The sequence below is a fragment of the Ewingella americana ATCC 33852 genome, from assembly GCF_000735345.1.
Classification (GTDB): Bacteria; Pseudomonadota; Gammaproteobacteria; order Enterobacterales; family Enterobacteriaceae; genus Ewingella; species Ewingella americana.
The window spans coordinates 1-13199 of record NZ_JMPJ01000071.1; the positions used below are offsets into that span (position 1 = coordinate 1).

Here is a 13199-nt window from a genome sequence, read left to right on the forward strand (position 1 = left end):
CGCAACGGCCCGCAGGGTGAAGCACGCAGTGGTTCATCACCTGCCAGGCATCAAATTAGTAAGAAACCTCAGTCGAAAGGCTGGGGTTTTTTGCTATGTGGGAACCGACAAAGTGCCAAACAAAAAAAAGCCCCCTTGCTCTGACTAGCGAGGGGGCTTCTTGCGTTATGGCTTAGTGATTAATGGTTAGAGCTTTGGGAGATACCGATACCTGTTTGGGATCTCACGAACTGCGGATAGAAACGCTCTCTTTCCAGCTGCCCTTCGCGTGAGTTGTCGGTTATTGAGAACAGCCAAGTTCCCACGAAGGCGACAATCATTGAGAATAATGCAGGATATTCATAAGGATAGATGGCTTTCTCATGGCCTAAGATCTGCACCCATATGGTTGGACCTAGGATCATCAGAATAACCGCAGTCAACAGGCCCAGCCAACCTCCAATCATTGCTCCACGCGTTGTCAGTTTTGCCCAATACATGGAAAGCAGAATAATTGGGAAGTTACAGCTGGCGGCGATAGAGAATGCCAGCCCGACCATGAAGGCGATGTTCTGCTTCTCAAACAGAATACCCAGCAGAATGGCGACAATGCCGAGGATGATAACCGTGATTTTCGAGACGCGGAGCTCGTCCTTCTCAGTCGCTTTACCATCTTTTATCACGCTGGCGTACAAGTCGTGCGATACCGCAGAAGCTCCGGCTAGGGTCAAGCCTGCTACCACGGCAAGGATGGTGGCGAAGGCGACGGCGGAGATAAAGCCTAAGAAGAAGCTTCCGCCGACGGCATCCGCCAGATGGACCGCTGACATGTTAGTTCCGCCCAACAATGCGCCGGTTGCGTCTTTAAATGCCGGGTTTGCACTAACGAGGACAATTGCGCCGAAGCCGATAATGAAGGTTAAAATATAGAAATAACCTATAAAACCAGTGGCATAGAACACGCTCTTGCGCGCTTCTTTTGCATCATTGACGGTGAAGAAGCGCATCAGGATATGTGGCAATCCGGCTGTCCCAAACATCAGTGCCAGCCCAAGCGATAGCGCAGATATCGGGTCAGATACCAACCCGCCCGGACTCATGATTGCCAGTCCTTTTGGATGAACTGCGACTGCCTGCTGGAAGAGAGTGTTGAAGTTAAAGTTGACCGACTTCATCACCATAACTGCCATAAAGCTGGCACCGGCGAGCAGCAGGATGGCTTTAATAATCTGCACCCAAGTGGTGGCTAGCATCCCGCCGAACAGGACATAAAGCACCATCAGAATGCCGACCAGAATCACGGCGACGTGGTAGTTCAGCCCAAAGAGCAGCTGAATCAGTTTACCGGCACCCACCATTTGCGCGATGAGATACAGCGCGACCACAACCAGCGAGCCGCAGGCTGACAGAGTTCGAATAGGCTTTTGTTTTAAACGGTAGGAAGCGACATCCGCGAAGGTATATTTCCCCAAGTTGCGCAGCCGCTCGGCGATAAGAAACAGGATGATTGGCCAGCCAATCAGGAATCCAATCGAGTAAATCAGGCCGTCATAGCCGGAAGTGTAGACCAGCGCTGAAATGCCAAGGAATGAAGCCGCCGACATGAAGTCACCGGCGATGGCCAGCCCGTTTTGAAAGCCGGTGATTTTGCCCCCGGCGGTATAGTAATCTTGCCGAGAGCGCGTGCGCTTTGACGCCCAATAGGTGATGTACAGCGTCGCGCCAACGAACAGCACAAACATCACGATGGCTTCGATATTCAGAGGCTGCTTTTTAACTTCCCCCGCAATACCTTCTGCGGCCAGCGCAGCGAATGGCGAGGCCAGCAACAACGCCAGCGATGTTAACCCTAAACGGCGGGCGTTCATGGGTTCACCTCGCGAATGATATCTGCGGTCAGGCGATCAAACTCACCATTAGCGCGATAGACATAAATACCGGTGAGCACGAAGGAGGCGACAATCAGCCCAACGCCAATCGGGATGCCGCGAGTGATTGTCCCACCTTCATAGAGTGGAGCGCCGAGCCATTGGGGTTCAAAGGCAATTAAGAAAATAAAGCTGACGTACATCACCAACGTGATAATAGAGAGCAGCCACGCGAAGCGGCTGCGTTTTTCTACTAATTCCCTGAAGCGTGGATTATTTACAACTCTTTGATAAATGAGATCATTCATCTCAGTGACTCCTGTGAGGCATTGATAGAGTTCACCGCGCCAGGGCGGTGAAAATTACGACGGCACTTTCATTGATTGTTTTTCTTCCAACAGCTTATCGACCACGCCCGGATCGGCGAGCGTAGAGGTATCTCCCAAATTACTGGTATCGCCAGCGGCAATTTTGCGCAGAATACGGCGCATAATTTTCCCTGAACGCGTTTTTGGTAAGGAGTCAGTCCAGTGAAGAATGTCAGGCGTGGCGATAGGTCCGATTTCTTTGCGTACCCAGTTACGCACTTCGGCATACAGCTCTGCTGAGGGTTCTTCACCGTGATTGAGGGTGATGTAGGCGTAGATAGCCTGACCTTTGATGTTGTGCGGGATGCCAACAACCGCGGCTTCGGCGATTTTCGGGTGTGATACCAGTGCAGATTCGATCTCCGCCGTGCCCAGACGGTGGCCGGAAATATTCAGCACGTCATCGACGCGGCCGGTTATCCAGTAATAACCGTCTTCGTCACGACGCGCGCCGTCACCGCTGAAATACATATTTTTGAAGGTGGAGAAGTAGGTTTGTTCGAAGCGGTCGTGATCGCCAAACAGCGTTCTCGCCTGACCCGGCCATGAGTCGGTAATAACCAAGTTCCCTTCACATGCCCCTTCTTGCGGAACGCCTTCGTTATCCACCAAGGCAGGCTTAACGCCAAAGAAAGGACGCGTCGCCGAGCCGGCTTTCAACTCAGTCGCCCCCGGCAGAGGAGTTATCATGAAGCCGCCGGTTTCAGTCTGCCACCACGTGTCGACGATTGGGCATTTGCTGTTACCGATGGTCTTGTAATACCACTCCCAGGCTTCTGGGTTAATCGGTTCGCCCACTGAACCCATAATGCGCAATGAATCGCGGCTGGTTCCTTCAATAGCTTTATTACCTTCCGCCATTAATGCGCGAATAGCCGTTGGCGCGGTATATAAAATATTTACTTTATGTTTATCGATAACCTGCGCCATGCGATTTGGTGCCGGGTAATTTGGCACGCCTTCGAACATCAGTGAAATAGCGCCGCAGGCTAATGGACCATAAAGTAAATAACTGTGGCCGGTGACCCAACCCACGTCGGCGGTACACCAATAAATATCGCCTTCGTGATAATCAAAGGTATATTTAAATGTCAGCGCGGCATAAACCAAATAACCGCCAGTGGTATGCAATACGCCTTTAGGTTTACCCGTTGAGCCCGAGGTATAAAGAATAAATAACGGATCTTCCGCTTTCATTTCTTCTGGTGGGCAATCGGCAGAAATATCTTTAATCGCGTCGTGCCACCAAATATCGCGACCTTGTTTCCATTCGCCGTCTTTACCGGTGCGTTTGAATACCACCACGTTGGTGACGCTGGTGACTGCTGGATTTTTCAGGGCGTCATCGACGTTTTTCTTTAATGGGATGGTGCGACCGGCGCGTAAACCTTCATCGGCGGTGATCACCACTTTGGAGTTGGAGTCGACAATGCGCCCCGCAACGGCTTCCGGTGAGAAGCCTGCGAAGATCACCGAGTGAACGGCGCCGATGCGCGCACAGGCCAGCATCGCGACGGCGGCTTCCGGCACCATCGGCATATAGATGGCGACCACGTCGCCTTTCTTCACCCCGAGGCCCTTCAGTACGTTAGCGAACTGGCAGACGTCGTGATGCAACTGTTTATAGGTGACGTTTTTGCTTTCGGCTTTCGGGTCATCGCCTTCCCAAATCAGGGCCGTGCGGTCGCCGTTTTTCGCCAGATGGCGGTCAAGGCAGTTGGCCGACAAGTTAAGAGTGCCATCCTCAAACCAACGGATATCAATGTTGCCGGGAGCAAACGAGGTGTTTTTAACTTTGCTGTAAGGCTTGATCCAGTCGAGGATTTTCCCCTGCGCTGCCCAAAATGCATCTGGGTTTTCTACAGACTGTTGATAATACTGCTGATATTGCTCTGGTGTGATTAGGGTACGTTCTGCAATTGACGCAGGAATAGGGTGCTTATGAACTTGGGTCATGGTTTTTCTCCTTTAATTTGTTAATCATATGTCAATCAAAGGTTAAGTGTAGTTTGCCTTGAGGCTTTGTTCGGATTTTGGGGGGCGGATCACGCAACCTAAGTAACCCAAGCAAGATTGTGGTCATTTGACCGAGCTGGCGCTCATATTGAGCAAAGAGAGAGCAGTAAGAAAAGGGGAAGGAAAACCGTTAAAACTGACCTACAGCAATGTTTGTTGCGGGCAGAAAATTACGATAGGTATGAACGATCAAATTTCTAAGTTGTATGGTTCTTGGCCTATCTGGACGAAGTTGACTCAGACCAAGGCACGGCTTCCAATTAGATTGAAAAATGACTCAATGTGATATTAATTTAAAACAAAGGTTTTAATGTTGTTAAAAAAAGCTTAATCCATTCACAATTTATATTAATTGCCCAAAAACCATCATGAAATATAATGTTAATTAATTTAACCTTAGAGTGAAATTTCCTACAGAAAAGTCTTATAAGTCCTACATATTAGATTAATAATCTTAATATTAGCATTTTGCGAGTTATTATTCCGACAAAACACAAATAACAGTATATTGATCTGGAAAAGAGAGGGGTGCTCTCTTCGGTATGCGAGATATCTCTTTGCTACCGTTATTTCTCAAGGACTCAATATGTTTATTACTAACAAGAAAGCTCTTATCGTTGCCCTGTCTGCCGTTATCTCTGCTTCAGCTTTTGCAGCTGACGAACCTGTAGCACCAACGGGAGCCGATCAGGGTTCTGGTCGCATTCATTTCACCGGTACTGTTATTAACGCACCTTGCTCTATTGCAGCAGGTGATGAAGACATTAACGTGAATATGGGCCAGGTGGCGAATAAGGTGCTGGAGAGCGGCAATAAATATTCACAAAACGTTAACTACACCATTCACCTGCAAGATTGTGACCTGACTGCTCAGACCGCTGGCGACGTTCAATACCCAGCGATGTCTAAAGTTGCCGTGTCTTTCGCGGGTACGCCAGACAGCAGCCTGTCCGAGTTACTGGCTAACACCGGTAGCGCGAAAGGTGCTGCGATCCGTCTTATCGACTCAAACGGCGATTTGCTGAAAGTAGGTGACACTTCTAAAGACATCAACTTGGTTACCGGTAATAACGAACTGGTATTTGCTGCGCGTGTTGAAGCCAACAACCAGCCAGTATCCACCGGTACTATCGTATCTCAGGCAACTTACGCCCTGAATTACAAATAAGACTGCCTTAATGAATAGGGGAGTTTACTCCCCTTTTATCGTGCCTTTATTGGCAAGGTATTCTGCTGGCTATATTTCACTGTTCATATAAATAAGCCAAACACTCTTTATAAAAATAAAAGTGGTTTTATATGTTGGTCATTTTTAATAAGACACCGATTAGAAAAAAGCTCACTGTCATCGTTATGAGTTCTTTGACGGGATGTTTTATTTCAATGAGCAGCCTGGCGGTTGAGTTTAATACTAACTTTATCGACGCCGGGGACAGAAATAATATCGATCTTAAACGCTTTGAAGTCGCTAACTATATTGCGCCTGGTGAGTATTTGCTGGATGTCGTTCTCAATGGCCGAACTCTGCCTGAACAGAGCCTGATCAAGTACATCCCGGACGCCGACAACAAGAACAGCCGTATCTGCCTGACTCCGCAGTTGGTCGATAAATTTGACCTGACCGACGCGGCCCGCAAATCACTGGAAAGCTGGCACGATGGCCAGTGCCTTTCCCTTGATACGCGCGAAGAAGTGACCGTTCGCTATGACCAAGAGAAGCAGACGCTCAATGTCAGCATTCCTCAGGCGTGGCTGACCTATCACGATGAGAACTGGGTGCCGCCTTCGCAGTGGGATGAAGGGGTTGCCGGGGCGATCCTTGACTACAACCTGCTGGGCAGCAAATACATGCCGCAGGAAGGCAGCAGTTCAACCAATTTAAGTAGTTACGGTACGGCGGGCTTTAACGTCGGGCCATGGCGTGCCCGTGCTGATTATCAGTACAACAACACCCGTTCATCGGGCAGCCAGCATAACAGCCAGTTCAATTGGACTCAGCGCTATTTGTATCGCGCGCTGCCGTCGATTGGCGCGCGCTTCAACGCCGGTGAAACCTATTTTAACTCGGACATTTTCGACTCATTCCGCTTTCTCGGCGTCTCGCTAAATAGCGACCAGCGCATGTTGCCTCCTTCACTGCGCGGCTACGCGCCACAGGTGACCGGGATTGCCAAGACCAACGCCAAAGTCAGCATCAGCCAAAATGGCCGGGTGATTTACCAGACCAACGTGTCGCCGGGGCCGTTCGTGATCCAGGACCTGAGCGAAGCCGTGCAGGGCGCGCTGGACGTGCGGATTGAAGAGGAAAACGGCAGCGTCACCACTTATCAGGTGAGCACCGCGACTATCCCGTTTTTGACGCGTAAGGGAGAAGTGCGCTTCAAAACTGCCATGGGTAAACCGACTACCGGCAGCAATAACAAAGTGATGCAGCCGGGCTTCTATAGCGGGGAAATGTCCTGGGGCGCGCTGAATAACTTCTCACTGTACGGCGGCCTGATTTCCACTACCGGCAACTACCAGTCGCAGGCGCTGGGGGTAGGGCAAAACCTGCAAGACTTCGGCGCTGTCTCTTTTGACGTGACGCGCTCATCGGCCACGGTCCCGGTCGAAGGCAAGCAGAGTGGCTACAGCTATCGGGTGAACTACTCGAAGCGTTTTGACAGCACGGGCAGCCAGATAACCTTCGCCGGTTATCGCTTCTCGGAAAAGAGCTTTATGTCGTTGAACCAATATCTGGACAAGACCAACGGCGAGCACTACTCGCGCGACGACAAACAAACCTACACCGTGACGGCCAACCAGTTCTTACCTTGGCCAGCCATCACGCTTTATTTGTCGGCGACACACAAGATTTATTGGAACGACAGCCCGAGCAATAACTACAGCGTTTCGGTCAGCAAGATTTTTGATATCGGCAGCTTTACCGGCGTCTCGGCGACTCTGTCAGCCAGTAAATTGCAGTACCAATATACCGATGAAAATCAGATGTTTTTGTCGTTCAGCCTGCCGCTTTCCAGTGGGCGGCAGATCAGTTACGACGCCCAACAGGATTCGCAAAACGGCTTCTCGCAGACGGCTTCTTACTACAACAGCGAAGATCCGAAAAACAGCTGGCGCGTTGGGGCAGGCGGTAGCAGCCCTGACTTGCAGAAAGGCAACGGTATCTTCCGCGCTAACTACCAGCACATGTCGCCTTACGGCCAGCTCGGGGTGAACGGCAGCGTGAAGAATAACGACTACCGTTCGGTCAGCGGCAACTGGTATGGCTCGTTTACCGCCACGCGTTACGGCGCAGCCCTGCATCAGAGCAGCGCGGGGAGCGAGCCGCGCATGATGATATCAACCGGCGTGAAGGGTATCCCAATCAGCGACGGCGCTTCGGTGACCAACGATTATGGCGTCGCGGTGGTCAATGGCGTCTCCAGCTACCAGACCTCCGACGTTCGGGTGGATGTGAACAACCTGCCGGATGACGTTGAAGTCTATAGCTCGGTGGTGAGTAAAACCCTCACCGAAGGAGCAATTGGCTTCCGCAAAATCCGCGCGATTAAGGGCGAACGCCTGATGGCAACTATTCGTCTGGACGATGGCAGCTTCCCACCGCTGGGGGCTTCGGTCACCGACGATAGCTCAGGCTTCGAAGCGGGATTGATTGGTGATAACGGGCTGGCGTATCTGGCCGGTGTCTCGGGTGAAAAGAGCCTGACCGTGCATTGGGGCGACGATAAACAGTGCCGCATTCAGGTCCCGAAAGACTCGGCGAGTTTAAATGGTCAATTGCTGCTGCCTTGCCTACCGGCAACGGGCGCAGCAGGTAATGTTGAATTGAGATAATAAGGAAGGACGACGAATGAACAAGTTCATGATGGGTGTAGCCACGGCGGCATTAGTGGCGATGACCCTGACTCAGGGAGCGAACGCCGCCGTCAATATCGACCGCACCCGGATTATTTTTAACGCCGGTGAGAAGTCGGTCAGCATCATGCTGGAAAACCAAAGCAAAGATTTGCCTTATCTGGCGCAGGTTTGGCTGGAGAATGCCAAGGGTGAAAAGATCTCTTCACCTCTGGTGGCCCTGCCGCCGATGCAGCGCATCGATGCCGGGCAGAAAAGCCAAATCCGCGTTTTACAGCTGCCGGAAACCGCCGCGCTGCCAAAAGATCGCGAATCACTGTTCTACTTCAACGTGCGTGAAGTGCCACCGAAAAGTGAGCTGGCAAACGTGATGCAGGTGGCGATTCAAAGCCGCATTAAGCTGTTTTATCGCCCGGCGGCTATTGCCAGTCAGGCCAAGGGCGCATGGCAAGAGAAGATTAACGTCAAGCTGTCGGCTGACGGCCTGACCATCAGTAACCCCACGCCGTTTTACATCACCCTTGGCTATTTGGGTAAAGACAACGCGGGAAGTTTTCGCGGCTTCGATAGCCTGATGCTGGCGCCGTTTGCCACCGAAACGCTCTCGGGCAGCCAGTATGTCAGCTCGAAATACAGCATCGGCTACATGGATGATTACGGCGGTTTACAGGTGAATCAGTACTCCTGTAGCGCCGCCAGCTGCCAGATGTTGAGCAAGCCGGAGAAGAAATAGCCATGCCAACTCTCTATAGCTTATTAGTTCGCAGGAAGTGGCTGCTCATCGTGTTGCTGCTTTGCTCGCGCAGCGTCTTTGCGCTCGACTGCGTTGAAAAAGGGACCGGCATGGTCAACATGCCGCCTATCGCCATTGGTCCATTGGCTATTCCTTCCAACGTTCCGGCCGGAACCAAGATTTGGGAATCCAATGAGATCAGTATGACGGCTTACTGCGACAACGTGCTCGGCAGCATTATCGATGTCGTGCACTTTTACTTTAACCCTAAGTCGCAATCATTGGGCCAAGGGTTATTACTCGGTGTGAGCTATAACGGTCAGGATCTTGAGCAGAACGAACAGCGCCTGAGCACCAATAGCCCGCCGATTAAAAAAGGGCAGAACGTCACGGTTAATGTCAGCTTCCGTTTATATATCAAAGTGACGGCGAACCCTCCGTCGAGTGGACATTATGAAGGCACCGACCAATTTACCGTATTCCAGCTCGACGGCAGCCGGGGGATAAACCATTCAGCTGGTGCGAAGAACGTGAAATACACCTTGTCGGGCCTGCAGGGAATTCGTTTTCTGGCCTGCGGATCGGATTTGAAAGTCTATCCAGAGTCACAAATGGTGGATTTTGGCCCCATCCAAAGTATTAATCTGGCGCGCTCTTCAGGCATCACTTTACCGTTTTCGATTAAAGCCGTGAAGCAAGGCTGTTTGGATAACTTCTCTCTACAGGCGGAATTTTCCACAGCCAGCCCGCTGATTAACAATAATGCAATCGACCTGTCGAATGGCGCACAGCTGACGTTATTAAATGACAAAGACCAAGCTATCGTCTTTAACCGTTACGACAACTTTGCTGAATTAAACAACATCAATGAAGTGACGAAAAACTTTACCGCCAAAGTCAGCGCAATCCCCGGACGGGAATTGAAACTCGGTAAATTTGACGCCTCTGTGGTGGTGAAAATCAATTACTACTGATTTACAACGGACAGAAAAGGTACACGGATATGTTGAGAACAGCTAAATTACGAGCGCAAGCGCTTGAAGAACCTGTCGATCACGGTGACGGACCTAACGCGGTAACGGAGAATGGAATTTATGGGCTGCTGCAAAGCATGCGGGAGCGAGCGGGGATAAGCCGGGCAGAGTTAGCGAAGCGGCTGGACATCACGCCTCCGGCCATTACCCGGCTTGAGAAACGGCCTGCGCAAGCCAGTATGAGTACGCTCACGCGCTATGCCAATGCTTGTGGCTGCACGCTGTATCTGTTCTATAAATAGGGCAACGCGGCCTGTTATTTAACAAACACACACATGATAAGCGGCGACTGTGTGGTTTCAATTAGCATGCTGTTGGCGTCATATTTTTTTAAAACCAGAGTGTCAGAGTCACCCACAATATAAGAGCTATTCATGAGAACCAGTCGTGATAGCTCTTCATTCATGGTGTCTACGCTATCAATATTTACCCGATCGCTTTTCAATGTGTAAGTCTGCAAGATTTTGTTTTCCAGCACGTAGCTATAGTAAATATTTCTCAACACGATCCTTTTATCGACTAACTTTCCCTTCTCGTCATAGGCATAAACATTGCCGCTCATCGACACTAAGATTTTATTCTTATTTAAGAAACTAAAGTAAAGCGTGGTGTTCATTTTGAAACGCCGGTCGTCATATTGCACTTCACTTAGAAAGTCACCACGGCAGGCTTGGGAATAGGGGAAGTTTTCTCGCGAGTTCTTTGCTTCAATCTGTTTGTAAATCGCCAGACATAAAAAGATAAGCGTTAAAAGAGGCAACCAGTAAACCGCGTGGCACTTCCTTAGTACCTCGCGTAATTTATTTTTTGTCATTACTTGTCCTATCGTTACTGTAAACGCTCAGGCACGCGGTCGGATTATTTTTCTCATCGACCCGGCACTCTGCCATAAAGTCACGCGTTGAACCTGAGCTTATCAGCGAAACTAACGTCTCGCTTTGGAAGATAAAAATATTCCCCGGCTGGCAGACGATCTTCTTTTGCGCAATAAATTTCTCCGCTCGGTCAATAAAATCAGCGCGCTGGTTCGCAGGCAGTCGCGTGGTGGAATAAAGCGCGCACTGACCCAGGGTGGTGACCTCTAAATTCTCTTTCGGATCATAGATATGCTCATGGAGCAGCAACCCAAGAGCGAGCGCCAGAGTGAACAACGACGCGATAAAAATGGGTAGGGTAAAATCACGCGTGACCTTAGGCGTAACAAGGGCCGCTGGGGTGACCACGGCTGGCACTGCAAGGCTTTCATCAGCCATTTCGTGAGTCATGTCGGGCATTAAAATGTTCTGTGGGCATTCCAGAGTCGGGGTTACTACTGGCTTCTGCTGGGCCTCCATTGCCGGTGTGGCAGTGACTTTATCACTATCCTCTTCGGGGCTGTTAATAGCTGCGGTAGCATCTATTGCAGAAATAGTTATTTCTTTTTTTAATAAAAATCCAACCTTAGGCACGGTGATTATCAAATCATCAGTATGGCCCAGTGTATTAATCACTTTGCGTAATTTGCTAATGCAGTGGTTAAGATTATTATTACTGGACACCAGCCCGTAATCATCCCAGACCTTTTTGAAAAGAATGTCACGTTGCACAACCGTGCCCTGCTGTTCGATAAGCAGTAATAAAACGCGGCGCGCGGGGTTCGAAATACTCACTTGATTCTCTGGGTCGTTTGGCAAAGATAAAGTATTGTCTTCTGGGTTAAATAGTATTTGATTTTCAATTAGATAAATCATGCCCATCCCTCTTTTATTCGCCCGTACGTCCTGGTGTTAGTTAAAGCTTGAGGGCGATATTTTTATTAAAATGCGACACAAAGTTTCCCAATCATATGAATAACCTATGTTGGATTTTCTAGGTCAGTATAAACCTAGTATTTTGAAAAATAGAATCATATCCTTAAATAATATTGTTTTAAGGTGTAAGAATGCTCTGCTTTTTGAATATTTATTACGTAATAACCTTGCGGATATTCACTTATAAATGAGTTAAGGAATTTTAGTAGAAGATGGGAAGTTTGGATGAGCAAAACAAGCCTCAATGCGCAACAAAGAGGCTTTCATTCTTAAATTACTCTCAGGCGGGGATTCAGGATAAATAACGACTAATGATAGAAACCAATGATTGGTCAAAATTGATGCACAGTGTCGCGCCGAGTGGCAGGGTAAGCATTGGGTGGGTGTGACAGCAGTCGAAGCCATCCACAATGGGCATAGGCTGCCCGGCCAGCACTTCGCGCAACACCTCATAAGGCTGACGGCCGCTGCCCGCGTTGTCGAACAGCTCGTGTTTGCCCAAGATGATGGCGCTCACCTTATCAAAGATGCCGTTAAGCTTGAGCATGGCGAAGGAGCGCTCGACGGTGGCGATATCTTTCAGGCTGTCTTCGATAAACAGAATGTCGCCGTCGCGGATCTCCGGCATCCAGTCACTGCCCCAAATACCCGACAGCGTATTCAGGTTGCCCCCTATCACCCGGCCCTCAATCTGCCCGGTACCTACGAAGCGGCATCGGTTCTCATACAAGGCTTTTGGCCGGACTGGCGTCACGTCATCCCAATTCAGGCGTTCATCGCTCCAATGCGTCGGCAGTTGATAGCTGTAATGGCCGTGCTGAGGGCGAGTGAGAATATCGAGGAAGGAGTCATAGGTCGCATCGACCAGCGGCGGGAACTCGCCAAAGGACGCCACCAGAGCAGGCCCGTAGAAGGTAATGAGGCCGGTTTTGGCATAGATGCCCGCCAGCAGGGCGGTCGTGTCCGAGTAACCAATAATGATTTTCGGGTCGGCAATAATGGCGTCGTAATCCAGCCAAGGCAGCAATGCATTGCTGTTGTTGCCGCCAATGGTGGACATCACGCAGCGCACCTTGGGGTCACGGATCAGCGCGTTAAACTCCTCAGCACGCTCGGTAATAGAACCAGAACGGTAAAAGTCAGATTTCCCCGTCAGGCTGCCTGCTTGCAGCTTAAATCCTTTTTCCTCAAGGAAACGCTTGCCGCGATTGAAGCGATTCGGTGCCGTCGCGGTGGCAGGGGATGAAGCCGAGAAAAAGCCAATGGTGTCGCCAATCTGGAGAGGTTGAGCTAAAAGCTGGGGAGGGCGAATGGGCATCTGAAGTCCTTATCAATCATGATTAATAAATGAATTCGAAGAGGACAATGTAGCAATATCGGGATTGGGAGAGTAGTTAGCGAAGGACAAATAGCAAAAAACCCGCCATAGGCGGGTTCTTCTAAATATGGTGCCCGGACTCGGACCGCGGTGCGTCAGCACCGACGAACAGCGCTTGCGCTGGCCCCGAAGGGGTGAGTCTCAGGATGAGACGAATAATCGAACGAAGTTCGAT

At 50.1% G+C, this 13199-nt stretch carries 11 protein-coding genes; 5 read left to right on the plus strand and 6 right to left on the minus strand.

Going from position 1 to position 13199, the window contains the following annotated elements; all coding sequences use genetic code 11:
- Positions 1-179: 179 nt before the first annotated feature.
- From actP to acs, 3 genes are read right to left on the minus strand one after another with little or no spacing between them, the layout of a single operon-like run.
- On the minus strand, positions 180-1847 hold the full coding sequence (gene actP / locus GEAM_RS19695; protein ID WP_034795056.1) for a cation/acetate symporter ActP: 1668 nt from the start codon (positions 1845-1847) through the stop codon (positions 180-182).
- A complete protein-coding gene (locus GEAM_RS19700) occupies positions 1844-2155 on the minus strand; it encodes a DUF485 domain-containing protein (RefSeq protein WP_034795059.1) in 312 nt (103 codons plus the stop codon). The genes actP and GEAM_RS19700 overlap by 4 nt, the downstream gene beginning before the upstream one ends.
- Before the next feature lie 54 nt (positions 2156-2209).
- Positions 2210-4171 carry an acetate--CoA ligase gene (gene acs, locus GEAM_RS19705; protein ID WP_034795063.1) on the minus strand — a complete coding sequence of 654 codons (1962 nt, stop codon included), beginning with the start codon at positions 4169-4171 and terminating at the stop codon, positions 2210-2212.
- A 646-nt stretch (positions 4172-4817) separates the two neighbouring features.
- Here acs and GEAM_RS19710 point away from each other — a divergent pair.
- From GEAM_RS19710 to GEAM_RS19730, 5 genes are all read left to right on the plus strand, one after another.
- A complete protein-coding gene (locus GEAM_RS19710; protein WP_034795066.1) occupies positions 4818-5399 on the plus strand; it encodes a fimbrial protein in 582 nt (193 codons plus the stop codon).
- 215 nt (positions 5400-5614) lie between these two features.
- Positions 5615-8068, plus strand: coding sequence for a fimbria/pilus outer membrane usher protein (locus GEAM_RS19715; RefSeq protein WP_244956636.1), 2454 nt, complete (start codon positions 5615-5617; stop codon positions 8066-8068).
- Between the two features lie 28 nt (positions 8069-8096).
- The gene (locus GEAM_RS19720) at positions 8097-8822 is read left to right on the plus strand and encodes a fimbrial biogenesis chaperone (RefSeq protein WP_419471235.1); all 726 of its coding nucleotides are present in this window, start codon (positions 8097-8099) and stop codon (positions 8820-8822) included.
- A 2-nt stretch (positions 8823-8824) separates the two neighbouring features.
- On the plus strand, positions 8825-9796 hold the full coding sequence (locus GEAM_RS19725; protein ID WP_034795071.1) for a fimbrial protein: 972 nt from the start codon (positions 8825-8827) through the stop codon (positions 9794-9796).
- A 29-nt stretch (positions 9797-9825) separates the two neighbouring features.
- Positions 9826-10098 carry a helix-turn-helix domain-containing protein gene (locus GEAM_RS19730; RefSeq protein ID WP_034795074.1) on the plus strand — a complete coding sequence of 91 codons (273 nt, stop codon included), beginning with the start codon at positions 9826-9828 and terminating at the stop codon, positions 10096-10098.
- 14 nt (positions 10099-10112) lie between these two features.
- On the opposite strand, the gene GEAM_RS19735 is transcribed toward GEAM_RS19730, so the two are convergent.
- The 3 genes from GEAM_RS19735 to GEAM_RS19745 form a co-directional block, all read right to left on the minus strand.
- Positions 10113-10670: a FidL-like protein gene (locus tag GEAM_RS19735; protein WP_034795077.1), complete on the minus strand. Its 558-nt coding sequence runs from the start codon at positions 10668-10670 to the stop codon at positions 10113-10115.
- A complete protein-coding gene (locus GEAM_RS19740) occupies positions 10657-11586 on the minus strand; it encodes a winged helix-turn-helix domain-containing protein (RefSeq protein WP_051899583.1) in 930 nt (309 codons plus the stop codon). Before GEAM_RS19740 ends, GEAM_RS19735 begins: the two co-directional genes overlap by 14 nt.
- 352 nt (positions 11587-11938) lie before the next feature.
- Positions 11939-12964: a S66 family peptidase gene (locus GEAM_RS19745; protein ID WP_051899584.1), complete on the minus strand. Its 1026-nt coding sequence runs from the start codon at positions 12962-12964 to the stop codon at positions 11939-11941.
- Positions 12965-13199 lie beyond the last annotated feature (235 nt).